At 42.7% G+C, this 24560-nt stretch carries 22 protein-coding genes, 1 tRNA gene and 1 riboswitch; of the genes, 17 read left to right on the plus strand and 6 right to left on the minus strand.

Annotated features, from left to right (window positions below):
* Positions 1-10: 10 nt before the first annotated feature.
* The 4 genes from ACQ4LT_RS06465 (at position 11) to ACQ4LT_RS06480 (ending at position 4206) form a co-directional block, all read left to right on the plus strand.
* A complete protein-coding gene (locus tag ACQ4LT_RS06465; protein WP_445665216.1) occupies positions 11-1216 on the plus strand; it encodes a GlmU family protein in 1206 nt (401 codons plus the stop codon).
* A 175-nt stretch (positions 1217-1391) separates the two neighbouring features.
* Entirely contained in the window at positions 1392-1607 is a 216-nt protein-coding gene (locus ACQ4LT_RS06470) for a cold-shock protein (RefSeq protein ID WP_095606012.1), read from the plus strand.
* A gap of 293 nt (positions 1608-1900) precedes the next feature.
* Positions 1901-1985 (plus strand) — tRNA-Leu (locus tag ACQ4LT_RS06475).
* An 868-nt stretch (positions 1986-2853) separates the two neighbouring features.
* A complete protein-coding gene (locus ACQ4LT_RS06480) occupies positions 2854-4206 on the plus strand; it encodes a PAS domain-containing protein (protein ID WP_445665217.1) in 1353 nt (450 codons plus the stop codon).
* A gap of 66 nt (positions 4207-4272) precedes the next feature.
* Here ACQ4LT_RS06480 and ACQ4LT_RS06485 read toward each other — a convergent pair whose 3' ends face one another.
* Positions 4273-4629: a hypothetical protein gene (locus ACQ4LT_RS06485; RefSeq protein ID WP_445665218.1), complete on the minus strand. Its 357-nt coding sequence runs from the start codon at positions 4627-4629 to the stop codon at positions 4273-4275.
* A 294-nt stretch (positions 4630-4923) separates the two neighbouring features.
* On the opposite strand from ACQ4LT_RS06485, the gene ACQ4LT_RS06490 reads away from it, so the two are divergent.
* Positions 4924-5373, plus strand: a complete 450-nt coding sequence (locus ACQ4LT_RS06490; RefSeq protein ID WP_445665219.1) for a hypothetical protein — start codon at positions 4924-4926, stop codon at positions 5371-5373.
* Here the strand turns inward: ACQ4LT_RS06490 and ACQ4LT_RS06495 are convergent.
* Positions 5370-6968: a bifunctional aminoglycoside phosphotransferase/ATP-binding protein gene (locus ACQ4LT_RS06495; RefSeq protein WP_445665220.1), complete on the minus strand. Its 1599-nt coding sequence runs from the start codon at positions 6966-6968 to the stop codon at positions 5370-5372. The two genes, ACQ4LT_RS06490 and ACQ4LT_RS06495, sit on opposite strands and share 4 nt — an antisense overlap.
* Positions 6969-7248: 280 nt before the next feature.
* Between ACQ4LT_RS06495 and ACQ4LT_RS06500 the strand changes: the two genes are divergently transcribed.
* Complete coding sequence (locus ACQ4LT_RS06500; RefSeq protein ID WP_445665221.1) at positions 7249-7599, plus strand: DUF3127 domain-containing protein; 351 nt, start codon at positions 7249-7251, stop codon at positions 7597-7599.
* A 3-nt stretch (positions 7600-7602) separates the two neighbouring features.
* On the opposite strand, the gene ACQ4LT_RS06505 is transcribed toward ACQ4LT_RS06500, so the two are convergent.
* Positions 7603-7776 (minus strand): hypothetical protein, encoded by a 174-nt coding sequence (locus ACQ4LT_RS06505; RefSeq protein ID WP_445665222.1) that lies wholly within the window; start codon positions 7774-7776, stop codon positions 7603-7605.
* A gap of 176 nt (positions 7777-7952) precedes the next feature.
* Between ACQ4LT_RS06505 and ACQ4LT_RS06510 the strand changes: the two genes are divergently transcribed.
* A complete protein-coding gene (locus ACQ4LT_RS06510; RefSeq protein WP_445665223.1) occupies positions 7953-8348 on the plus strand; it encodes a DUF805 domain-containing protein in 396 nt (131 codons plus the stop codon).
* A 13-nt stretch (positions 8349-8361) separates the two neighbouring features.
* On the opposite strand, the gene ACQ4LT_RS06515 is transcribed toward ACQ4LT_RS06510, so the two are convergent.
* Positions 8362-8919: an NlpC/P60 family protein gene (locus tag ACQ4LT_RS06515; protein ID WP_445665224.1), complete on the minus strand. Its 558-nt coding sequence runs from the start codon at positions 8917-8919 to the stop codon at positions 8362-8364.
* A 124-nt stretch (positions 8920-9043) separates the two neighbouring features.
* Between ACQ4LT_RS06515 and ACQ4LT_RS06520 the strand changes: the two genes are divergently transcribed.
* Entirely contained in the window at positions 9044-9772 is a 729-nt protein-coding gene (locus ACQ4LT_RS06520; RefSeq protein WP_445665225.1) for a pyridoxine 5'-phosphate synthase, read from the plus strand.
* A 46-nt stretch (positions 9773-9818) separates the two neighbouring features.
* A complete protein-coding gene (era, locus tag ACQ4LT_RS06525) occupies positions 9819-10706 on the plus strand; it encodes a GTPase Era (RefSeq protein ID WP_445665226.1) in 888 nt (295 codons plus the stop codon).
* A 182-nt stretch (positions 10707-10888) separates the two neighbouring features.
* Here era and ACQ4LT_RS06530 read toward each other — a convergent pair whose 3' ends face one another.
* Positions 10889-11164: a hypothetical protein gene (locus tag ACQ4LT_RS06530; RefSeq protein ID WP_445665227.1), complete on the minus strand. Its 276-nt coding sequence runs from the start codon at positions 11162-11164 to the stop codon at positions 10889-10891.
* 17 nt (positions 11165-11181) lie between these two features.
* Here ACQ4LT_RS06530 and ACQ4LT_RS06535 point away from each other — a divergent pair, with 17 nt between their 5' ends.
* The 6 genes from ACQ4LT_RS06535 (at position 11182) to ACQ4LT_RS06560 (ending at position 19937) form a co-directional block, all read left to right on the plus strand.
* Complete coding sequence (locus ACQ4LT_RS06535) at positions 11182-12900, plus strand: M1 family metallopeptidase (RefSeq protein WP_445665228.1); 1719 nt, start codon at positions 11182-11184, stop codon at positions 12898-12900.
* 37 nt (positions 12901-12937) lie between these two features.
* Positions 12938-14014, plus strand: coding sequence for a sensor histidine kinase (locus tag ACQ4LT_RS06540; RefSeq protein WP_445665229.1), 1077 nt, complete (start codon positions 12938-12940; stop codon positions 14012-14014).
* 274 nt (positions 14015-14288) lie between these two features.
* Positions 14289-14406: riboswitch (SAM riboswitch) on the plus strand.
* Between the two features lie 149 nt (positions 14407-14555).
* Entirely contained in the window at positions 14556-15053 is a 498-nt protein-coding gene (locus ACQ4LT_RS06545) for a CoA-binding protein (RefSeq protein WP_445665230.1), read from the plus strand.
* 18 nt (positions 15054-15071) lie between these two features.
* Complete coding sequence (locus tag ACQ4LT_RS06550; protein WP_445665231.1) at positions 15072-16403, plus strand: O-acetylhomoserine aminocarboxypropyltransferase/cysteine synthase family protein; 1332 nt, start codon at positions 15072-15074, stop codon at positions 16401-16403.
* 15 nt (positions 16404-16418) lie between these two features.
* Positions 16419-17519, plus strand: a complete 1101-nt coding sequence (gene metX, locus ACQ4LT_RS06555; protein WP_445665232.1) for a homoserine O-acetyltransferase MetX — start codon at positions 16419-16421, stop codon at positions 17517-17519.
* Between the two features lie 6 nt (positions 17520-17525).
* The gene (locus ACQ4LT_RS06560; protein WP_445665233.1) at positions 17526-19937 is read left to right on the plus strand and encodes an aspartate kinase; all 2412 of its coding nucleotides are present in this window, start codon (positions 17526-17528) and stop codon (positions 19935-19937) included.
* Between the two features lie 423 nt (positions 19938-20360).
* Here the strand turns inward: ACQ4LT_RS06560 and ACQ4LT_RS06565 are convergent, their stop codons facing one another.
* Complete coding sequence (locus ACQ4LT_RS06565; protein ID WP_445665234.1) at positions 20361-22754, minus strand: DPP IV N-terminal domain-containing protein; 2394 nt, start codon at positions 22752-22754, stop codon at positions 20361-20363.
* A 403-nt stretch (positions 22755-23157) separates the two neighbouring features.
* On the opposite strand from ACQ4LT_RS06565, the gene mraZ reads away from it, so the two are divergent.
* Both mraZ and rsmH read left to right on the plus strand, forming a co-directional pair.
* Entirely contained in the window at positions 23158-23628 is a 471-nt protein-coding gene (gene mraZ, locus ACQ4LT_RS06570; RefSeq protein WP_445665235.1) for a division/cell wall cluster transcriptional repressor MraZ, read from the plus strand.
* Complete coding sequence (gene rsmH / locus ACQ4LT_RS06575; RefSeq protein ID WP_445665236.1) at positions 23615-24553, plus strand: 16S rRNA (cytosine(1402)-N(4))-methyltransferase RsmH; 939 nt, start codon at positions 23615-23617, stop codon at positions 24551-24553. Before mraZ ends, rsmH begins: the two co-directional genes overlap by 14 nt.
* Positions 24554-24560 lie beyond the last annotated feature (7 nt).

Consider the following 24560-nt stretch of genomic DNA (forward strand, 5'->3'; position numbering starts at 1 on the left):
AGGTATAACCATGCAGCTGTGTTTCTTTGAAGATGAAAAGCTGACCACTTTTCATCCCCTTACATTAACTCGTCCCACTGACGATTTGCGCATCGGCATCCTGACACTTTCGGAGAAATGGGAGCAAGCGCTACATCCTACGAAAACCAACCGAATACTGCGTCCGGAGCTCACAGGGCTATTTGAAGGTGATGATATATCAACAGATGAGAACTGTACCTGGATAAACAGCCGATACCTGCCGACCGAACAACTGGTTACGCAACTCAACAATTTAAGTGGAGGTCAATACCTTACATACGGAGACACGATCATTGCCGCCAACGTAGATGGCGCAACCTCCCGGCAGTGGCTTGAAAATGGGGAACCCGATTTCAACACCCTTTTTGTGCTGGAATCCAATGATTTTTTATCTATTGACAACCTCTGGGATCTATTCCAGCTGAACGGGCAGGAAATCGTTCGCGATATCGAACTGCTAAGAATCAATAACAATATAAATGGCACCGTTTCGGATCACGCCGTGCTCGAAAAAAAAGACCAGATCTATATACAGGACGGTGCCACCATCGAAGCCGGCTGCGTGCTTAATGCTTCAAAGGGACCTATTTTTATTGGCGAAAATGCCACCATCATGTCGGGGACTCATATTCGTGGCCCGGTAGCCATCTGCAAAGATGCTACTGTTAAGATGGGCGCTAAAATTTATGAAGATACTACTGTCGGGCCGGTCTGTAAGGTGGGAGGCGAAATAAACAACTCCATCTTCCATTCCTATTCCAACAAAGGTCACGACGGATTTGTCGGCAACTCCATTATTGGCCAGTGGTGTAATCTGGGGGCTGATACCAACACCTCTAACCTAAAAAACAATTACAGCACCGTGCGTATTCCCGACTGGTCTAACAGCCAGGAGATTGAAACTAACCAGCAGTTTTTTGGAACCGTTATGGGCGATCATACCAAAACAGCCATCAACACGCAGCTGAATACCGGTACAATCTGTGGGGTCAGCTGTAATATTTTTTCGAATGATTTCCCTCCCAAACAAATCCCGTCATTCAGCTGGGTGGGCTCCAACGTCATTCAAACATATCGCCCGGATAAGGCTTTGGAGGCCATGGAAGCCATGATGGCGCGCCGCGACGTATCCCTCACCGAGGAATACAAACAGATGATAGAAGCTATTTTTGACACAAAAAATCATCCCCAATAACTACCGGCAGAAAAATATTTGAATAATAAATAGGTATTGTACAGAAATAACACTACCTTGGGTTGTTATATTTAATTACCCACCCAGTAAGTTACTTCTTTGAAACGACGCGTTAATTCAACTCCTTTCATCAAACAGAGCCGACAGGTGTACACAAAGACACAGTTATATAGTTATGAAACAAGGAAAAATAAAGTTCTTCGACACTAAAAAAGGATTTGGATTTATTGCACCTGATGAAGGCGGCGATGATATTTTTGTCCACAGAAACAATGTCGAGAACCTCGATTACAACCAAGGACTTGAAGACGGCGAAGCCGTTGAGTTTGAGGTAGAAGAAACTCCCAAAGGCTTAAGTGCTACTAACGTAACAAGCCTGGATTACAAATAGATCCGAGATTTTATATTGGATTTTAGAAGCCCGCTTTTTAGCGGGCTTTTTTTATGGCTTATATTTTGTTTGGAAACTTGCCTATACAAGAATGACCCACAAATAAGCCCCTAATAGGGTTTCAAATTAGTGATGAAAACTCCTATATTTGAAACCGCTAAAAATTCAGTAACTCTGTTAGTTTTTAAGCCCAAGTGGTCCTCCTACGCTTGCAAAGCTTCGGAGGATAAATTAATACTGCCTGACGGCAAAATGACAAAAATATAAGCTCAACGCAGCTTTAGCATAGTTGAGCCCAAGTGGCGGAATTGGTAGACGCGCATGCTTCAGGAGCATGTGGGGATTATCCCCGTGGAGGTTCGAGTCCTCTCTTGGGCACTCAAATCCCTGTAAGTTATTGGCTTGCAGGGGTTTTCTACTTATATCTATTCCCCCCCTTGCTCCCTATATAAACCATACTTCCATAGTAATTCAATGAAGAAATATACTATTAGAAATAAATATTTGTCTTACCTCAATTAGCCAATATGACGTCTTGTGATCTAACTTTTGAACATTTGGAAACACAACAAATCCGTATTTCGAACAGTTAATCATTGGATTCTCCCAAGATACCATCAAGAAAAAATATTAGACAGGGGTAATTTATATCAAGGATTTCTCTAAAACCTAATTACAACTTTTCTGCTGCCCCTTCCAATTGTCGATCATTAGCTTATAACTAATTATTATATTTTCTCAAGAAATTTTGCCCATTCTAAATAGTATCAAGCTTGATAATTAAGATAAATTTCTTAAGCAGCACATTGATTAACCGATAAATACATGACGTGGTATAGATTTATGTATTTATAGTTCAAAATACTTCCAAGTAAAGTTTAAAGAAAGTGAGGAATAGTAATCAAAAAAATCATCCAACAATTTTTCCCTTATTTAAAGTTAAGGCAATTGCTGATATAAATATATGTGTTAAAAAAACAATTTTTCTATCGTTAAAAATAAGTAGTTAAGCCATCACGATAAAAACACAATCTGCTTTTTGTAGATAAGTTTGTTCATCGGTCGAATAAAAACCATACAAGAAATTTTAAGCGACGAACAATCATCCCTTAGACTTAAGCTGGTGAATACATTAACTAAACAACTAAAGGGTAAGTTAGAAATTAACGGCGTAAATTTTCCACTTTACGACTCGTTTTCACAAAGGGATAAATTCCTTTGTTAATCCCAATGAAATACACAAAAAATGGACACCAATGTTAAAGTATTAGATCAGGAACGACCGTTTAAATATCACGAATTATTTTTTTCTATTACGGACTCAAAGTCAAACATTACCTACGCCAATGATGTATTTATCCGTATCAGTGGATACCAACCAGAAGAAATTGTAGGAGAGCTACACAAAGTTATTCGGCATCCGCATATGCCAAGATCTGTTTTTAAAATATTTTGGGACCACCTCAACGAAAACAAACCCGTGGCAGCTTATGTCAAAAATCTGGCTAAGAACGGAGCCTACTACTGGGTAATGGCACTTGCTTTGCCCTGTGATGGGGGATATATGTCAATTCGGCTGAAACCAGGTAGCAACCTATTTGATAAAGTACAACGTATCTATAGAAATACCCTGAAATATGAGAAGAAAAAAGAAACAGAATTGGGGAAACGTAAAGGTATGTATCAGTCTGAGGAATATATTATTAAAGCACTCAAAGAAGAAGGATATAGTTCCTATGATGATTTTATGTGGAATGCTCTTAAAAAAGAGATGCGTAATAGGGAAAATGAACTGGAAAAGCAGAATTTTGACTTCTTCGAAGAAGCCCAAAACGTGCCAAGTCATTTGAAAGCACTACAAATGGTCTTGGGAAAACTTTTTACCCGCTTGGAAAGCCTTAGTAACCTACACGATGTTTTATTAGAGCACTCTGATTATATGTTGAAGCTCTCCCGATCAATTTTACTACTTTCCATAAATGCCCAAGTGAGTTCAGCCCGACTTGACGGAAGTGATGATTCAATTTCAGTTGTCGCAGAGAATATGGGCATGCAAACCCAAAAAGGCGAAGAACAATTGCTGGATATACAAGGTCTTGTAAAAGAACTCAACGAATTACTTCGATCACTAAATTTCGATATTATTTCGTCGAAACTTCAAGTAGAGATGGCGAATTCATTTCTACATGAACTTACCGGTGAACAAAACATCGATAATTTCAACCAAGAGATTACCGGTGAGACGACCATAGATCTGCTATATCATGGATTTGTACCAAAGCTAACATCCATTCAAAAAAGTGTAAGGCAGTTGCCTCGATATATAAGGGATTTGCGCTCACAAGTGGATGGAATTGAAAAATTTCTACAGATTTTACGGTACATCCATACCACTGGTAAAATTGAGGTTTCTAAAATGACTCAAAAAGCAAGTTCATTTAAAACTACCTTCCAAGATTTAATTGCTGAAGTTGATTCTGCCCAAACCAGGTTAGAAGAACTTTCTGATGTTCTTTATAATAATGAAATAACAAGCTCCATTTTTGCCGAGAGTGAAACAACCTTACAAAATGCCGTCCTCAAGATTAATGCTAAATAATTTGCAGTGATTTCTATCCTATAAAATACATTATAATTTCAATTCATTATATAAATAGCTTTTAAACTATGTGGCATACTTGCCATACAAATACTCGACCATTAGAACGAGCCCTCCTAAAAAACCGCCTCCCAATATCTGTACGAAGGGCAGCAGCACTATGGCCACTCCCGCCTGTGCATTTTGCGGGATTTCCGGCGTAAAATAGAACGTTTTCAAATACACCGCCAGTGATGTAGCTACCAAAAGAATGGCAATACCCAGCACAAGCCAAGCTTTTAATCCTTTATCATCCACCCTATAGCTTAACAACCCTAAAACTGCATAGGGACTTATGACCAAGCACAGCATTAAAATATCAGAGATAAAAGAACTTACTGTAAACTGGTATGCTACCCCGGGAGCTGCTTCTATGAGAAGCATTATCATTTTTGCAAGTGCCCCCAAGAGCAAAATTATTCTGGATATCCTCGGAATCATACCACTGTAACTACTTGGATCGGTCCGTTCAAATCATCGTTTAAAAAGTAACGTGTTGATGACGTAAACAAATACAATTTCGTTAACATGGCAAAATATGTAAACGGAACAACCAATATATCACCCGTAAAAATTTGTTATCACCCTTCACCCCTGCCCCATTTCACAAATCTACTTTTACACAGTTATTAATTTATCGTACATTAAAATTCATTTTTCACCATATATATTTGATGCATGCGTACAATCGGTATCATTCTTATAGCTATTACCTTTATTTCATGTGCCTCCACGCTTCCGCCTGCAGAGCCGGATCCACAAATGATGGAACAGGCCGATCGTATTATCCTCACTATCGATGAAGCCCCCTCCCAGGCTTATCGGAAATTTGAACAACACCTGGGCAATATGGGATTTACTGTAATACGGTCTAACGAAAAACCGCTTACGCTCGAAACGCGGCATAAAAAGTTTGACCCAACCATCTTAAAACTTTTTGGAAGCTACGCAATGAAGGTAAATGCCACGATCCAAGATTCAACCCTCCAAATAACAGGCACCTTGGTCAGCGGTACCCAAGTAGAAAATGCAGGTGGAAAGAAAAGTCCCGTAAAAGATGGATGGAATAAGTTGGTTAAACTGGCAAAAGAATTTCCCCACCAACAGATGTACTACAGCAGAAATTAGCGGTTACTGTCGGTTATATTTCTATCAGCCAGTTCAAAATATAGAGCTCTGATCGTCTGCTCTACAGGCTGATCGGTCTGTACAGAAATAAAGGTTTCATCCCCCATTTCGCTTGGTGCGCTGTATCGATTTTTAAGCGTTTCAAAATCCTCCAAACGGGCATCCGAGACCACCCCATCTTCCTCATCGCGCTGCCTCAAACGCGATTTCACCACGTCTTCGGGGGCTTTGGCTTCAACAAACAGGTAGTTGACTTCCAGCTCCCGGAATTTTTGAACAAGCTTTTCCCGGGCCGTCCTGTCGCTAAACGTGGCATCCAGAATTACGCTTTTCCCCTCTTTAATATCCTCTTCCATCTTCTCCACAATCGTCTGGTACGTTCGCTCCGACATCGATTTAGTGTATAGCTTATCACGCTGCTTCTCAGGAGTTCGTTTTTGCAGGGCAAGTCCGGCCATGGATTTTCGGATGCGATCAGAAGAATATCGGTCGATATTAAATTTTTGCTCAAAATGCCTGGCAAGCGTTGTCTTCCCTGTGCCCACGCCGCCCATAAATATCAGTACAATGGGCTTAGATCCCAACAGTGCATATCGCAAGGACAGATCAAAATATTGGGATGCCGTCCGGACCGCTTTCTCGCGATCGGCCTGCGGTACCTCCTCCTCTGTGCTCTGTAAACTTTTAACTTTTCCCTTTACGTATGCCCGGTAACACTTGTAAAAATCAATGATCTCCAACAGGTCAGGATCATCCAGCTTGTCGGCCATCTGATCAACGAAATAGCGCCCTTTTTGCCACTGGTTATTAAAGTCGAGATCCATGGCAAAAAACGCTAAATCTACTGCCAAATCTCCATAGCGGAACCGGTCATTAAACTCAATACAATCATAAATCTGTACTTTTTCGGGCGTAATATGAATATGCTCCAGGTGCAGATCGCCATGGCCGTCCACGATGCGCTTTTGTGCAATCCGCCGTTCAAAGAGTTCACTGCGGCGTTCAAAATAGTGGTTGGTAAAATACTGTATGGCCCGGTACATGTTGTCATCAATCGTTTCACCGATAAAATCCTTGGTCTGCTCAAAGTTTTCATCGGTATTTACCTTGATGCTCTCAATTTCTCCGTACTGCAAAATCTGTTCATCGGGCTGCTGGTTGTTATAAAAGTCAGCCAGCTTATCTGCTACGCGATCGAGGTGTGATTTTTTAAGCGTGCCTTTTTCCAGATAGCTGTGCAAAAAGTATTCCTCGGGCAGCTGCTTCATCTTTACCGCATATTCGACCACGGAATCGGATTGCAGTACCTCATCGAATATTTGAAACGAGTCGCCCTCTTTAGTAACCGATACCACTCCCAGGTAAATATCATCCGAAAGCCTTCTATTCAGCTCGACCTCACGGTAACAGTATTTCTTTCGTTTGTCAACTGAGCTGTAATCCAAAAAGCCAAAATCTACCGACTTCTTAAATTTGTAGACGTACGGTGGGGCTAAAAATACGTGCGAGATGTGAGTCTGTACATGCTCAACCGTTTCCGGCTGGTGAGGATAAGCGTTTTTCTTTTGAAGAAATGTTATAAGCTGCGAGTCCATAGTATATTACCTTAGCTTTGGGAGCGTGTTACCAATCATCAGTAATTAGCTAACAATATTTTAAAGTAAGAAATCACCTCCCCAAAAGTGAGCATTCTTACCGATTTTCTTTTAGATAATTCTTTTTTATGGAAACTTATTTTCTATTTGGGTCAACCCTTATGCAAAATTCGGAATGAATAAATTCCCAAATAAATAAGTCATATTAATATTGATATAATCGGCAGTCATCCCTATCCTCATTTATCAAATGCGAAAAATAAATGTGTGAAGTGTTACTATGGAAGAACTGAAAGTAAAGGGCGAAGTGATCGAAATTCTGGAAGAGCAATCCGGACAGGGAAAAAACGGTCCGTGGAAAAAACAGGATTTTATTCTCGAAAAACCCGGCAAGTATCCCAAGAAAATTTGTATCACCCAATGGGGCGATAAAATTGATCAGTTCAACGTACAAGAGGGCGAAGAAATAACCGTATACATTGATCTCCAAAGCCGTGAATACAAGGGCAATTGGTATACCGATGTAAAAGCGTGGAAAGTAGAGCGCGGCGACGAGGTTGGCTCACAAGAAAATGATCCCGATAAAAACGTCATTGATATGTCTGATATGGATCACGATGTGCCTTTTTAAACTTTAAATGACTTGGGTAATCATATATACCGTACCAGCCGTTATTAATGAGAGTATTGCCAAAACGCTATAAGCTTCTACAGCACTGCTGCCATTCCTTTTCATTGCATTTACTGTTTTTTGGATGGGTACTTTCCAAATCCAAACCAAAGCAGCACTTCCTAAGACAATGCTCAAAATTATTAGTACCATAGCGTGATTCCGCAAACTTATTCTTTTTCAGGATAAAATTACAAATCATGATCTTCGTTTGCACCCCCTTAATTTGCACTTTTTGTCTTTATTTACATTCTTGCTAAATAATTGTATCGGGATGTAAATAACACATAACTAAAATAAAAAGAGGAGAGTTTATGAAATGGTACATCAAAGTATTAAAACAGTATGCCGACTTTGAGGGGCGTGCCCGCCGAAAGGAATTTTGGATGTTTTCGTTAATTCATTTCCTGATTGTAATGGCTTTGCAGACCCTGATGGTTATGGTTGGCGGAATGAACCCTGAATCTGGCCTCGGATTAGCAATATCGGGTATATTAGGATTATATGGATTGGCACTTTTTATTCCCAGCCTTGCCGTATCTGTAAGAAGGTTACATGATACCAACCGCAGCGGCTGGTGGATACTTATCGGCTTGGTACCAATTATTGGAGTTATTGTTCTTATCGTTTTCTATGTGCAAGACAGTCAACCCGGAACAAACCAATATGGGGAAAATCCGAAGGGCGGCGTTGATACGGCTGTTGCTTAATTTACCACGCCATTTACAATACGCGTCGGGCTGCCAAAAAGCGATTGCGCCAATAGCTTTTCCCGAGTTTACTTATCATTACGCCGTTCGAGGTTGAGGCATGTAAAAACTCACCGCTATTAACGGCAATACCTACATGCAGGGTCTTACGACCGGTTCTGAAAAATACCAGATCACCGGTTCGCACCGCAGCCCGACGTATACCATTTCCCACATTGAGCTGTTCGCGGGTATTAGTCGGCAGGTCGATACCGAAATAGTCATCAAAAACAATATTTACAAAGCGAGAACAATCTACCCCTTCCTGGGAGGCCCCTCCCAACACATACGGCGTCCCCTTCCAATCACGGTAAGCTTGTATTAGTGATGCTTTGGCCTCATTTAATGATGATACAGCCATAGCTGCATTCGGTGCCGACGATTCCTGATCAGATGATGCCGTATCATCCTCAGCAGATGAAGAAGGATTCCTCTCTCCTGTTCGAGCAGGATTTGTATCTCCTGTAGTAATAGCAGGAGGCTGTGAGGATCGCGGGACCACTCCACAGCTCACAGCAAATCCTCCGATCATAAATATGACTAAAACCTTCCGTAGATCCATTCCCTGCCGTTTCTAAATTTTGAACTTACAATCTCCCTTAAATGATCTATATTTAAGGGTTTAAAGACAACCCTAAATTAAGTGTTTTATTACGATGCAACTTCTGGTAAATATTGATCATGTTGCCACCCTCCGCAATGCACGCGGCGAAGGGTATCCCGATCCTGTTGAAGCAGCTAAAATTTGCGAGCAGGCCGGGGCTTCGGGTATCGTCTTTCATTTACGCAAAGATCGGCGTCATATTAAAACCGAGGATGTGTATCGATTAAAAGAAACCGTCAAAGGCGATCTCGATTTTGAAATGGCTGCTACCGAAGAAATGCTGACTATCAGCAAAGATGTAAATCCCAAACTGGTGACCCTTGTCCCCGAGAGCCGAGAAGAGCTTACCACCGAGGGCGGACTCGATATGGAAAAAGTTTTTGAGGATTTTCGCGATCGGGTATTCCCTGCTTATGCGGATACTGATATTACCACAAGCTTATTTGTGGATCCCAATGAAAAAGATATTGAGCTGGCCGCCAAGCTGGGTAGCGATGCGATCGAACTTCACACCGGTACCTACGCGAATGCAACCACCGAGGCCGACCGTAACCACGAATTAAAGCGACTAAAAGAAGGGGCTGAGCTGGCCCATAACCTGGGCATGAAGGTTAATGCCGGCCATGGATTAAATATTGATAACCTAATCCCCCTTGTTGAAACCGTGCCTCACCTCAATGATATCAGTATTGGTCATGCCTTGGTTTCATCTGCCTTATTTGATGGTCTTGATGAAACGGTGAAAAAATTCTTACTCATTATGAATACTGCTACTAATTAATTGTATTAATTTTCGGAGCTGAAAGCTCCCAATATTTATTACCTCTATGGAAAATACTAAAGATCATCGTTCGGGATATGTTGCCATTTTAGGCAAACCCAACGCCGGTAAATCTACGTTAATGAACCGTCTGCTTGGTAACAAGATCTCGATCACTACCCACAAACCGCAGACCACCCGCCATCAGATTATTGGAATTCATTCCGAAGAAGATCTTCAGATTATCTTCCTGGATACGCCCGGGGTTATTGATCCCAAGTACGAACTCCAGAAGGCGATGATGAAAACAGTGGACCGGGCCCGGAGGGATGCGGATATCCTGCTGCTTATTGTGGACGTGAAGGATCACAATATACCGGGACGCATTTACAAAATGTTTTCCTCCATGAAGGGCAAGCAAATATTCCTGATCATTAACAAGATTGATAAAGTTACTGATCAGGAAGCTGAAGGAGTGGCCCGCAAACTTAAAGATGAGTTCGATTTTGATGACACCTTCTTTGTCTCGGCTCTTAACGGGAACGGGCTGCAAAACCTGATGGATAATATTAAGGATAATATTAAACCGGGTCCGCCCTTCTATCCCAAGGATATGCTGAGCGAACAGCCGGTGCGATTTTTTGTAGCCGAGATGGTTCGCGAGCAATTGTTTCTACTTTACCACCAGGAAATTCCGTACTCCTCCACCATTGATATCGTCCAGTATGATGAACGCGACGATCTGGACTACATCAGTGCCGATATTATCGTAAATCGCGATTCGCAAAAAGGAATACTTATTGGAAAGGGCGGAAAGGCGATTAAACAACTGGGGAAGAATGCCCGGGAGGTTATCGAAGATTTTGTGGGTAAAAAAGTGTACCTGGATCTTCATGTAAAAGTGCGCGAAAAGTGGCGTGAAGATCCGAGCCGCGTACGGCATTATGGGTATTGATACCACCAAAGAAATCCGCAAAGTTTAAAAACTTTGCGGATTTCTATCAATCTCTATCATGTTTATGAGCCTCAATAAAATTTTCTCTCCCGCCAAACCAACTGAGTACCTCTTCTCGGTTTAAGTTAGTTGGCTGTTCAGATAGAAAGCTATGATACGAACTGTATGGCCAGTCAGTAACGTTATCTACAAATCCATGTTTTATTGGATTTCGATGGATACTTCTTTTTAGCAAATCCCATCAACTCTTCCCGACTCTTTATCCTCACCATAAAATGAAAATGATTCGGCATCAGGCAATACGCAAAGGTATCTGCAATAGGCGGAATATACTTTTGATATCTCTTTAAAAAGAATGCGTAATTTGTATCTTCTCTGAAGATGAGATCTTCGGCATTCCCGTGATTATAAACATGATAAATTGTATTCGGCTCAAAAGATTCTCTATTATTCCCCATAACAAGAATAAGTCCTGATGAATATATTAAATAATCTACTCAACGGTTTTTATTTACGAAAACAGAATCTCTACAATGTGCTGAGCTTACTTCTTTCGTTAACATTGCTATTTCCAATTCTCACAACAGCTCAGGATTCCGGCGTACTTACTACTAAAAAAGATTCTCTTCGCGGCTCAATTACCGCCGAACGCGACTGGTGGGATGTGGTCTATTACAATTTAAATGTTACCGTCCAGCCGGAGGACTCCTCCATTACCGGGTATAACAATATCACCTATCGCGTTACCAACGAGCCAAGACAAATGCAGATTGACCTACAAGATCCGCTTACCATCGATCAGATAACACAAAATGGCCAAGCACTTGATTATAACCGGGCCAAAAACAGTTACGCCTACATGGTGGATATGCCCAATGACCTCAAAAAAGATTCGCTTTATACCATCTCGGTTTATTATCAGGGTAAGCCAAAAGTAGCCGAAAACGCCCCGTGGGACGGCGGATTTGTCTGGGAACAAGACTCACTCGGCAACCATTGGATTGCAACGGCCAACCAAGGCTTGGGCGCCAGTGTCTGGTGGCCTAACAAGGATCATCAATCCGCTGAACCCGATAGTATGAGTATCAATATTACCGTGCCCAGTGAAATCAAAAATGTATCCAACGGACGCCTGCGCGATACCACCCGGCACGATAACGGCATGACCACCTGGAGCTGGTTCGTATCTAATCCCATAAACAACTATAACATAGCCGTGAATGCCGGCAACTATGTTAATTTTAAGGATACCTACGAAGGAAAAAATGGCACCCTCGATCTAAGTTACTGGGTGCTGGAACACAACCTGGAAAAAGCAAAAGAACAATTTCAGCAAGTTAAACCGATGATGCAGTGTTTTGAGGATTGGTTTGGCCCCTATCCCTTTTATGAGGACAGCTTTAAACTGGTCGAAACACCACATCTGGGAATGGAACACCAGAGTGCAGTGGCCTATGGCAATGAATATCAAAACGGGTACAAAGGAACGGACCTTTCCGGAACGGGCTGGGGTTTAAAATGGGATTTCATCATCATCCACGAAGCGGGTCACGAGTGGTGGGGCAATAACATCACCACCAATGATGTAGCCGATATGTGGGTCCACGAAGGATTTACCAGCTATTCGGAATCCATCTATGTTGAGTGCCAATTTGGAAAAGAAGCAGCCGCCGAATACAGCCGGGGATTACGGGATCGCATTGAGAATAAAAGTCCTGTTACCGGGCAATATGGATTAAATAACGAAGGTTCTGGCGATATGTATTACAAAGGTCACAATATGCTGCACATGATTCGTCAAATCGTAGATAATGACTCGACCTGGAAAAATATCCTCCGCGGCATACAAAAGGAGTTTCATCATCAAATTGTAACCGCCGACCAGATCGAACGCTACATCATCGAACAATCGGGAGAAGATCTGGATGACGTTTTTGATCAATACATGCACTATGCCGACATTCCAACTTTCCAATATTACATCAATAATGATGTTCTGTTTTACCGTTGGAAAGCCGATGTCGATCATTTTGATATGCCCCTCGAAGTAAAACTTGACGATGATGGATACTCCATGATCTATCCAACATCTGAACGATGGAAACGTTCTAACCTGGAATTATCTGATTTGTCAGATTTTTCATTACATGTTGATTATTATGTAAACAAAGATTCAGTAAATCATGTTGAATAGTTGATGCCAAAGGCAACAAATAAAAAATGGGAGTACAATGACAAAACACACCATAGATAAACTCCAAAAGAATATTTCAGATGGGAGAGACTCCGGTAAAAAAATTTCGAGTATTTTACTTAAAGCCATCGAAACAACAAGCGAGATGGTTGTGGTAACAGATGCGCCGGACAAAATCGGCAATGAGCAAGTTATTTTTGTAAACAAGGCATTCGAACGCATCACCCAATATTCAAGAGACGAAGTTGTGGGCAAATCTCTGTCTTTTTTACAAGGTCCTAAAACGGATCCCGAAGTCATTGAAGATCTCATTCAAAAACTTAATACAAACCAACGCTTCGAAGGAGAAACTTTCAATTATAAAAAAGATGGTACCCCCTATCGTGTCCGCTGGAGTATCGATCCCATTTATAACGAAGAGGGAGACATAACGCATTATGTGTCCGTACAACGCGACCTTACCGAAGATTGGGAGCGGGAACAAAAAATGAAGGAGATGATTGAAGAACGAGAAACACTGATTAAGGAAACACATCATCGCATTAAAAATAATTTGGCCACGATTACCGGCCTGCTGGAATTACAAATAATGAAGACTGACTCCCAGGAAGTTACCGATGTACTATCTGAAAGCATGAATCGCGTGCAATCTATCGCTTCCATTCATGAAAAGCTTTATCAAACAGATGGTTTAGCAAGCATTAAGCTGGAAAGCTACATCCACGATCTTGTAGATCAACTTAGCAAATCAATGGAGAATTTGGGCGGGAACTCAAACATCTCATTCGATTTAAATCTTGCCCCCATATCGCTCAGTACCAGTCAAGCAGTACCATTGGGATTAATTTTAAACGAGCTGATCACCAATGCCAATAAACACGCTTTTGATGAAGATGGCGGTATCATTTCAATATCCTGCTCCGAAAAAGACAATCAGATTCATGTTACAGTCAGTGATAATGGAAAAGGTCTGCCCGATAATCTGGATATACAAAATACAAGTTCGCTGGGACTCAAGCTTATTGAAACTCTCAGCAACCAATTGGATGCTGAACATACATTGCGTTCCGAGAATGGCGTCCATTTTGAAATGAAATTTAATATTGGTGAATAGCTTGGTATACATTCATAAATGGTAATTAAATATCAACTATTTAATACTTGTTTGATTTAAAACAATCACTTATGTTTGATTTGAAATTCAAAAACCAAGACATGAAACGAATTAAAAAACATATTTGTCGCCTCTGTTGTATGTGCATGTGTATGCCGCACCTACAACCGGAGGACTGATTCGTTTTACCTTGTAAAACAGACTCAAAGCCCTTCGGTCGATCCCGAAGGGCTTTTTTAGTTTCTATACGATTGTTCTTTTGATTTAGTGAGCACTCTTATCCAGAAAAGCTGAGGGATCAGGCCCGAAGACGCTTTGGCAACCGTCCCGCACATAACAGTGCGGGGAAAAGGTGCCACTTCCTGCTCCGGTTATCCGGGGAAAGATGAGAGAACAGGCAAACTCATTGCGAGTTTTCTAAGCCTCTTCTGAGATCTTTACCCGACCGGCGTAAGATCTCAGAAGAGGCTTTTTTATTTGCATGAAATTTTAAAAATCCACGGATAAAAGACTCCGGAGAATATTATCAACTAACAACATTATGAAGTCAACATTTAACAACTGGTACGACAAAAAGATGCGGGCGACGGAAGCGCTCAGTGCCGAAACCGATCGCGCCGAGAAAACGCTCGATACTATTTCGACTATTGCTATTGTGGGACTGTCGCGCAGCTTTCATAAAGACAGCCAGTTCGTAGCCCGCTATCTCCAAAATGCCGGATATAACATTGTACCCGTAAATCCCAATGCGGATAACATTCTCGGCGAAAAATCTTATCCGGATCTTAAAAGTATCCCCCATCCCATTGATGTAGTGGATGTATTTCTGCCGCCCGATCACATACATAAAGCAGTTGATCAGGCTGTGGAATTGGAACCAAAACCGAGAGCAATATGGCTGCAGCTGGGAACCGGCGAACAGCCTGAAGAAATTGAAAAAGTGAAAGGAACGGGCATTGAGATTTATGAAAACCGCTGCATCAAAGTGGACCACCAGTTTTTAATACGACCGAAAAAAGAATCAACCAATAACAACTAATCTATAAACCCCAATACTATGAGTACTAACGGAAAAGAAGAACGTAATTTAAAATTTGAAACCCTGCAACTCCATGCGGGACAAGAGCCTGATCCCACAACGGGATCGCGCGCCGTTCCCATTTATCAAACAACTTCCTATGAGTTTGATGATACCGAACACGCAGCTACGCTCTTCGCACTTAAAGAATTCGGCAACATCTACACCCGGATCATGAACCCCACCAGCGATGTCTTTGAAAAACGTATTGCTGCATTAGAAGGCGGCGCCGCAGCTGTTGCCACGGCATCGGGACAATCGGCCCAATTTATGACCATCGCTACCATCGCCCAAGCTGGCGATAATATTGTTTCCACCAGCTTTCTGTACGGGGGAACGTATAATCAATTCAAAGTTACACTGCCCCGCCTGGGTATCGATGTAAACTTTGTTGAGGATGATACTCCTGAAAGCTATGAAGCTGAAATCGATGAAAATACCAAGGCGATCTACGTCGAATCCATCGGAAATCCGCGTGGAAACGTACCCGATTTCGAAGGACTATCTGCCGTTGCTGAAAAACACGGCATCCCGTTAATAGTTGACAATACGTTTGGCGCTGCAGGATCAATCGCTCGTCCCATTGATTACGGCGCTAACATTGTTGTGGAATCCGCTACCAAATGGATTGGCGGTCACGGCACCAGTATCGGCGGCGTTATTGTAGATGCTGGAAACTTTAACTGGGGCAACGGAAACTTCCCAGTGTTTACGGAACCTTCTCCGGCTTATCACGGGCTTAATTTCTGGGAAACGTTTGGTCCCGATGGTCCCTTTGGTAACATCGCTTTTGCCATTCGTGCACGCGTAGAAGCATTGCGCGATTTCGGGTCTGCACCCTCACCATTTAACAGCTTCTTGCTGTTACAAGGACTCGAAACTCTATCACTACGCACCGAACGTCACTGCGAAAATGCTCTTGCGTTGGCCAAGTGGCTCCGTAAGCAAGACGTCGTGGATTGGGTAAACTACACCGGTCTTGAAGATCATCCTTACCACGAACGAGCCAAAAAGTATCTAAATGAAGGGAAATTTGGCGCTGTACTAACCTTCGGCGTGAAAGGTGGATTCGATTCTGCCCGAACCTTTATCGAAAATGTGGAAGTGGCCAGCCACCTTGCCAATGTTGGTGATGCCAAAACGCTGGTTATTCATCCGGCATCTACTACGCACCAGCAACTCAGCGAGGAGGAGCAAGCATCCAGTGGCGTAGAACCGGATTTGATTCGCGTTTCGGTAGGCATCGAGCATATCGATGATATCAAAGAAGACTTCGAAATCGCATTCAGTAAAATTAAGCAACAAGCTTAACCTATAACCCATCGGATGGCACATTCAGCCATCCGATGGGTTATTAAACAATATCAGGATGACATTTTTATCATGAGTAACAAGCAATCACATACTTTTGAGAAACCTTTTGTTACCGAGGACGGAGCTACTATTCCCGATCCGACCATAGCATATCAAACATGGGGTAAGCTAAATCCCGAACGTGATAATGTTATTCTGGTCTGCCATGCTCTTACCGGGAATACGTCCGTCGACAAATGGTTTAAAGGAATTTTCGGTCCAAATAATGCCCTCGATCCAAAGAAGCATTTCATTATTTGTCCCAATGTATTAGGCAGCTGCTATGGATCAAGTGGGCCCAAGTCTATCAATCCTGAAACCGGAGAACCATACCGAGCTAATTTTCCAAAAGTCACCATTCGCGATATCGTGCGTAGCCAACAACAGCTTCTGGACGAGCTCAACATCAATGGCATTAAGTTAGTTATCGGCGGATCGATGGGTGGCATGCAGGCGCTGGAATGGTGTATTACGGATGAGCGTCCCAAGTCGGCCGTTCTTATCGGGATGGGCGAAAAGCATAGTCCCTGGGCAATTGGAATTAGTCATACCCAGCGGCAAGCTATTTATAATGATCCCAACTGGAATGATGGATTTTATTCCGAAGAAAATCCTCCTAAGGATGGATTGGCGCTGGCGCGGATGATTGCCATGAATAGCTATCGGCACCCCTCCGATTTTGATAAAAAGTTCGGGCGCAGAGTCCAAGACGAGCAGTCCCAATACGAGGTGGAGTCGTATCTCAATTACCAGGGCCAAAAACTTGTCAATCGGTTTGATGCGGTCTCCTACGTTCGCCTCACCGAAGCGATGGATTCTCACGATATCAGGCGAAGTCGCCCGCGAATCCAAGAAACGCTTTCAGCATTAACTATCCCAATTACTGTTGTCGGCATCGACAGTGACATGCTTTATCCCGCAGAAGAGTGCCGGGAATTGGCCAACCTATTGCCAAATGGACGTTACGAGGAAATATCTTCTCCACACGGACACGATGCCTTTTTGATCGAGTTCGGGCAACTCAATTCCATTGTAAAATCATTGCAATCAGAACTTTCAGAACAAGCGGTTTAAATTCAAATGTCATACAGAAAAATACATACTCTCAAATTCGGCGGTTCTTCATTACAAAATTCAACACTAATCCGTCAATCAGTCAAAATTGTACGCGAGCGAATGCAGCAAGCACGCCCTGTTGTAGTGGTATCGGCTATTGGCGGAGTTACTGACAAGCTAATTGAACTGGCTGATCAATATCATAAAATTAATCACACATCATACCAGATTATAAACGAGCTTGAAACTCAACACCGACGTATCTTTGACGAGTTGGCACCTCCGGGAGATCCTAAACGGGGTGATCTGCAGGATCTTTTCGCCGAATTGAGAATGACTCTTGAAAACAAAAATTTGAAGGGTAATAATTTTAACGCCTGGAAAGATCACATCTTATCGATTGGTGAGCGTGCCTCGGCACTTATCTTTGCCGCTGCTCTATCTCAATTTAATATTGATTCGGTGGCATACGAAGCATCTCACTTTATTAAAACCGACTCCACCTTTGGTAAAGCACGAGTACAACGCGATGCCACCCACAAACTGATTCAAAAATTTCTTCATCAGTCAAAATCAGTCCCTGTGATTACCGGTTTTATTGGCTCCAACGATCAGCAGCAAATTACCACACTCGGTCGGTCAGGATCCGACTACTCGGCCGCACTTATTGCTGATGCTCTTGATGCCGATCATCTCGAAATTTGGACTGATGTAAACGGTGTACTCACGGCCGACCCGAACTGGGTACCGGATGCAGAATCCATCGAACAGCTCAGCTTCGGCGATATTGCTGAACTCTCATCTCACGGCGCCCGCGTCATTCATCCTAAAACAATTCAACCCATCCAAAACAAAAAAACTACTGTGTTAGTCAAAAACAGCCACAATCCCCAGCATCCCGGCACACTCATTACATCAGACTTTAACACCAATGGCTCTCTCAAAACCATCACTATAACCGGTCCGTTTGTAAGACTACAAATTGATCAAGCACACGCTTATGATCTTTTTGTAAAACTGAACGAATGGAGCGTTGGACATCCTGATGCCAAGCCCATAGAGTTTACACAGCAAACTGAATTTGAAGCAGCTCGATTTTTATTAAAACAATCATTTTTTGATGAAATAAAAGAACAGCTTTCTGCGTGGTCGGCAAATCAAAATACGCTCTTTAATCTTGATGATAACCTGTATAAACTAAAAAAGTTCAGCAATCAGTTTAATGAGGGAGAACAACTATCCGGACGGATCATTTCATTGCTGGATAACAATGGAATTCAACCGTTGCACACCCAACGAAACTACGATGAACGATTCATCTCCTTTTTATTGCCCGAGGATGAAGCGCGTCTGGCAGCGCATTTGATTAACAATGCAATTTCAAAAACAAAGCCTGCTATCGACCTTTTTGTAGCCGGCACCGGGGCGGTCGGGGAAACACTTTTGGAACAACTTAATGAACTGGAAACTTCTGATTTTCAATTTCGATTGCTTGGTACCTGCAACAGCCGAAAAATGCTGTGGAATACAGATGGAATCGACTTGGATGCAGAGCTTAACTGGGATAATGCGGAACAAACAAAGTGGGATAATCTACTGAACAAAATAACAAAAAATCGCCCGCGAAATTTAATTTTTGTGGATGCCACCGGCAGTGAAGAGGTCGCACGGCTGTACCCCAAGCTGTTTGCCAACGGGATCCACGTAGTTACCCCCAGCAAATTGGCCAATACGTTTGAGCAATCATATTTTGATAAGCTGAAAAATCTGACCAAGAAACACCGTAACTCATTTAGATATGAAACGACCGTTGGCGCAGGATTGCCGGTCATTTCTACTATTAATGATTTACAATCCGCGGGTGATCACATTTCTGAAATATCAGGCGTGGTTTCTGGAACGATGACCTACCTGTTTAATCAGCTCGAACAGAGGGTCCCATTCAGTAAAGCTGTTATTGATGCCCGCGAAAAAGGGTACGCCGAACCTGATCCGCGTGATGATCTTTCCGGAGAAGATGTAGCTCGCAAATTCCTGACGCTGGCACGAACACTTGGCATCAACATAGAGCGAGAAGACCTACAGGTAGAATCATTAATTCCAAAAGAGCTTAAAGATGTTGACGGGAATACCTTTTTAGAAAAGTTATCGGATTATGATAACGAATGGAACCAACGCATTCGTTCTGCCCAAAAACAGAATGAGACACTCCGATACACGGGCAAACTTAAAGACGGTAATATTACGATTGGAATAGAATCGGTTCCTCAGGGTTCTCCGCTCGGGCAGCTTAAAGGAACCGATAACCTAATCCAGATTTATTCTGAATTTTACAATCAAACGCCCTTGGTTATTCAAGGTCCGGGTGCCGGTAAAAAAGTTACGGCGGCAGGTGTGCTAAGCGATATTCTTAACACTGCGGATCGGCTAACCTAATACTAATCAACATTTTATAAAAGTCTTTAACCAACGTTAGATTGCTCTTAAAAATATGCTTTTTTGTTTCAGCTTATGTAATGTAGTTGAAGAACAATGACAGTTAGGTTTGAAAAGGGAGTTATCACAACATTCATCCAAAAAGAGCAATTATTCAAAAAGTGAGTAACCCGTTCACAAGAGTAGGAAGATTTAAATATTCATTGAGAATTACTGAACAACGTAACTGTCTATATATAAATATCTACAGCAGCTAATTACATTTGTATGATGGAGTGGCTATTGGGGTAGTCAACTCTGTAAAAGTAAAGGGACTGATCGGAAGATCAGTCCCTTTTTATATTGATGGCTTTTTTGTTCGGTATCTATCTGTGATAAACATCCACGCTCATCACCTATACGATTGAATCGTAGGTGTTTTGGCTACCGGATATTATCATCAAAATTAAATTCTTCCGGAGGGGATATCCCTTTTAAATGCTTTACAAAATAATCCCATCGCATATTCATAAAGTACCGCGAATTGCCAAAACCGTGACTTGCGTTGGGAAACACCATCAGGTCAAAATCTTTATCCGCTTTGATCAGGGCATCGACCATAAGCAGCGTATTCGTAGGCGGAACGTTATCGTCCATTAATCCATGGGCAATTAACAGTTTTCCTTCAAGATTTTCAGCCAACAGCTGATTGGCCTGTTTATCATAATTATCGCCCTGCTCATACAGACCAAGCTCATCTTTATCTATATTCTCTTTCTTTTCTAAAAGCCCGTGCCATTTCTCACCCCAGTCGGCCTCATAATTTCGGTTATCATGATTACCCGCGCCAGAAACCGCAACTTTATAAAAATCGGGATACTCCAGTATAGCACGCGTTGAAGCAAATCCTCCACCTGAGTGTCCCCAGATTCCTACGCGCGTAGTATCTATCCAAGAATGGCGATCGGCCAACTGCCTGATTGTAGCTATTTGATCCGGGAGTCCATTATCTCCCATATCACCGTAATAGGCATCATGGAACGACTTGGTTCGACCGGGCGTGCCCATGGCATTTACTTCAACAACAATAAAACCCAATTCGGCCAGTGACTGCTTGTCCGATCGCGAAGCCCTAAACCCAAATGATCGAATACTGCCCGATTGGGGGCCCGGGTACAAATAATTCAATACGGGATAGGTTTTGGTCGAATCAAAATTAGTCGGCTTATACATCAATCCATACAGGTCTGTTTCATCGTCACGGGCTTTTACGGTAAACTGCTCAGGCGCTTGCCAGCCCATTTCTTCTAACTTGTTGATGTCAGCTTCTTCCAGCTCCATAACGATTTCGCCCTTTAAATTTCGTACCACTGAAACCGGTGGCAAGTCAACGGTTGAATATATATCGGTAAAATATTTTCTATTGTCCGACCACGTTATCTGGTGATGCGCATTTTTGGGCGTCAGATTCGTCAACTCCGAACCATCTAAATTCACCTTATATAAATAGTAGTAATAGGGATTTCCCTCCTCTCGATTCGATCCCGTAAAATAGATCGTGCGGTTTTCCTCATCCACGTAATGCAGATCGAGCACGCGCCAATCGCCTTCTGTTATTTGCCGTTTCATCTCACCGCTCTCCAAGTCATATAAATAGAGATGGCCCCAGTTGTCGCGCTCCGAGAACCAGATCACCTCATTGGATTCTTCAAGCACCGTCCAGCTTTCCTCGCTATATCCCGATTCAAAATAGGTATCGACTTCCTCCTTCAGTATATCGCGCACTTCACCGGTCTCAGGATCGGCTTCACGAAGTTGGGCAACTTTGTGATCGCGGGATGAGGATACAAAAAACAGCTCCGAACCATCAGCACTCCACGCGTTATCCAAAAACCGTCCGTCCCAGTCGGCAATATGATCAGAAATGGTGGAGCGGTGAAAATCAGGCTCCATATCCAAATCAACCACTTTGGGATCTTCTTCATCAGCATGAACAACTATACGCTCAATTTTGAACACCGTACTGTCACCGGGTAGCGGATACTTCCATCGCTTTAAATCAGAGTGTCCTACTTTCGTATTATAGAGATACATCTCTCCTACGCCGCGGCTGTCGTGCCTGAAAGTAGCTATCTTTTCAGAGTTTGGTCCCCACAACAACACCGGGCGATCATTTCTATACCAACCGGCATTATTGGTGGCGTAGCCATAATATTCTTTCCCGTCGGTTGTGAGCTGCGTATGTTCATCGGTTTTGGTATTGCGCATCCACAAATTATGATCTTTGATATACACCGCCTTTTCCCCGTCGGGTGAAAGGATTTCGTTGTCTTTTTTAGTCTGCGGCAACTCCTCGGTTTCATAAGATGATAAATCAGTCTCAAACCGTTTTCCATTCATGCGGTAGGTATAAGCGTTTGCATCTTCATCATAAGAAATAGACTGCAGTGATAGGGTTTCCGGATCAACACTCCGGTCTATATTATTTGACAACGTATCGGCCAATCGCTGATGATCAAACGCCAACTTCTTTTCCCCGGATTCGGGATTAGCCCTGTAATACTTGGTTCCCTCATCAGTCTGAATATTATAGACAAGAACACCGGAGCTCCAATTCTGCCCTGAAACATCATTCAATACTTTATCATGAGTATTCTGCCACAAGAATTTTTCGGCCCGCTTGTAATCCTTAACAGAAACTATCTCGTTTTTTTCGGATTCAGAAACAGATTCCCGGGTAGCATCCTGCTGCATTACGGACTGCTGAGACGAACAGCTCAACATGATGAAAGAGACCACCAAAAGGACAGCAGAAAAAGAGGTTTTAAATCTTAGCATATCGCAAACAGTATTTTTTAGGTGTTCAAATATAGAGTCGATAAGGATAGCTGAAATTTCAATGGGAGGCAAAACTCTACCAGGCTTTTAGTCCATGCCACTCGAAAGTTTACATTTTTCCAAATCCCTACCACACTCTACCACACTTTCCCCATTTTCTAACACTTTAATATCTTGACCCGATTATACTTATAAAAGTGCCTTTATATATAAATAAGGACACTTTTCCCATCTATCATACACTATATGATATCCAGCCATACCAATTTCTACATCTTTCTGCAATAAGTGCTTGACAAATTACATCCTTTAGGGGTACATTGTGGGGTGAAGTGGGAGAATGTGGGAGTTCTAAATCCACTTGTCGAATTCGATAATATTTGCTGTTAATTCTGGGGACCATATGCCAAGTTTCAAGGGTCAATACGAACATAGTGTTGATAATAAAGGACGCGTTAGCTTCCCGGCTAAACTGCGTAAAGCTCTCAACCCCCAGGCCCAAGAGCGTTTTACTATTTTAAGAGGTCTTGAACCCTGCCTTTATCTGTACCCAGAGGATGAGTGGCAGAAAGTAGAGAATCAGCTCTCCCAAATCAACAGCTTTACCAAAGAGGGGCGCACGGTTAAGCGCAATTTCCTGCGTTTTGCCGAAGATGTGAACCTCGATAATCAGAATCGCATTCCTCTCCCTTCACAATTAACAGATTGGGCTGGCATTGATGGCAAAGCCATTTTTATCGGTAGCGGCGAACGTATCGAAATATGGTCGCCCGAGAAACTGAATGAAATCGATTCTGGCCTTGACTTCGAATCGTACCAAGAACTTTTTGAGCGCGTGATGGGTGACGATGATAACCATAATGATGAACAATGATACATATCATGAGCATCAGCCGGTACTGCTGGAAGAATCCGTAGAATACCTTATTACGGATCCCAGCGGGATCTATATCGATGCTACACTTGGCGGTGGTGGACACAGCCTGGCATTGTTATCTCACCTAAATGACGACGCTCAACTTATTGGTATTGACCAAGATGACGAAGCCCTTGCAGCAGCAAATGAACGCATCGGCGACGACAAGCGATTTTCTTCCATAAAAGGCAATTTCGGTTACCTCTCCAGGCTATTACCCCCAGAACTCCATGGGGAGGTAGCCGGAATCCTTCTTGATTTGGGACTCTCAACACATCAAATAAAAGAAGCCGAGCGCGGATTTACGTTCCAAAAAGAAGGTCCGCTCGATATGCGCATGAGCAACCTCCGTGGTATTACAGCATACCAGGTGGTGAACGAATACTCCTACGAAGATCTGCGTGATATCATTTACCACTATGGAGAGGAGCGTAACAGTCGAAAAATTGCCAGTGAAATTATAGACAGACGACCGATTGAAACGACCACCGAACTGCGCAATGCCGTTGAAGCCGTGGTAAAAGGCCAATACCAAATAAAAAGTGTGGCCCGAGTTTTTCAAGGAATCCGAATCGAAGTTAACCGCGAGCTGGATATGCTGCGCAAGGTGCTTGAGCAATCGCTTGAGGTACTAAAAATGGATGGACGCATTGTCGCCATCAGCTATCACTCGCTGGAAGACCGCATCGTCAAGAGATTCTTTAAAGCAGGCAATCACGAGGGAAAAATTGAAAAGGATTTTTACGGCAATCCGCTCACTCCCATAGAAGAAATTTCCGGCGGTATCATTCGTCCCACAGAAGAAGAGATCGAAAAAAATTCTGCGGCACGCAGCGCAAAAATGCGTGTTGCCCAGAAAATAGAAGAACCGGAGGTGAGTTGATATGCTT

This window comes from Fodinibius sp. AD559, from assembly GCF_052712805.1.

Coding starts and splice junctions, on each gene's coding strand:
- ACQ4LT_RS06465 (WP_445665216.1), top strand. CDS start 11: ATGCAGCTGTGTTTCTTTGAAGATGAAAAGCTGACCACTTTTCATCCC.
- ACQ4LT_RS06470 (WP_095606012.1), top strand. CDS start 1,392: ATGAAACAAGGAAAAATAAAGTTCTTCGACACTAAAAAAGGATTTGGA.
- ACQ4LT_RS06480 (WP_445665217.1), top strand. CDS start 2,854: ATGGACACCAATGTTAAAGTATTAGATCAGGAACGACCGTTTAAATAT.
- ACQ4LT_RS06485 (WP_445665218.1), bottom strand. CDS start 4,629: ATGCTTCTCATAGAAGCAGCTCCCGGGGTAGCATACCAGTTTACAGTA.
- ACQ4LT_RS06490 (WP_445665219.1), top strand. CDS start 4,924: ATGCGTACAATCGGTATCATTCTTATAGCTATTACCTTTATTTCATGT.
- ACQ4LT_RS06495 (WP_445665220.1), bottom strand. CDS start 6,968: ATGGACTCGCAGCTTATAACATTTCTTCAAAAGAAAAACGCTTATCCT.
- ACQ4LT_RS06500 (WP_445665221.1), top strand. CDS start 7,249: ATGGAAGAACTGAAAGTAAAGGGCGAAGTGATCGAAATTCTGGAAGAG.
- ACQ4LT_RS06510 (WP_445665223.1), top strand. CDS start 7,953: ATGAAATGGTACATCAAAGTATTAAAACAGTATGCCGACTTTGAGGGG.
- ACQ4LT_RS06515 (WP_445665224.1), bottom strand. CDS start 8,919: ATGATCGGAGGATTTGCTGTGAGCTGTGGAGTGGTCCCGCGATCCTCA.
- ACQ4LT_RS06520 (WP_445665225.1), top strand. CDS start 9,044: ATGCAACTTCTGGTAAATATTGATCATGTTGCCACCCTCCGCAATGCA.
- era (WP_445665226.1), top strand. CDS start 9,819: ATGGAAAATACTAAAGATCATCGTTCGGGATATGTTGCCATTTTAGGC.
- ACQ4LT_RS06530 (WP_445665227.1), bottom strand. CDS start 11,164: ATGGGGAATAATAGAGAATCTTTTGAGCCGAATACAATTTATCATGTT.
- ACQ4LT_RS06535 (WP_445665228.1), top strand. CDS start 11,182: ATGAATATATTAAATAATCTACTCAACGGTTTTTATTTACGAAAACAG.
- ACQ4LT_RS06540 (WP_445665229.1), top strand. CDS start 12,938: ATGACAAAACACACCATAGATAAACTCCAAAAGAATATTTCAGATGGG.
- ACQ4LT_RS06545 (WP_445665230.1), top strand. CDS start 14,556: ATGAAGTCAACATTTAACAACTGGTACGACAAAAAGATGCGGGCGACG.
- ACQ4LT_RS06550 (WP_445665231.1), top strand. CDS start 15,072: ATGAGTACTAACGGAAAAGAAGAACGTAATTTAAAATTTGAAACCCTG.
- metX (WP_445665232.1), top strand. CDS start 16,419: ATGGCACATTCAGCCATCCGATGGGTTATTAAACAATATCAGGATGAC.
- ACQ4LT_RS06560 (WP_445665233.1), top strand. CDS start 17,526: ATGTCATACAGAAAAATACATACTCTCAAATTCGGCGGTTCTTCATTA.
- ACQ4LT_RS06565 (WP_445665234.1), bottom strand. CDS start 22,754: ATGCTAAGATTTAAAACCTCTTTTTCTGCTGTCCTTTTGGTGGTCTCT.
- mraZ (WP_445665235.1), top strand. CDS start 23,158: ATGCCAAGTTTCAAGGGTCAATACGAACATAGTGTTGATAATAAAGGA.
- rsmH (WP_445665236.1), top strand. CDS start 23,615: ATGATGAACAATGATACATATCATGAGCATCAGCCGGTACTGCTGGAA.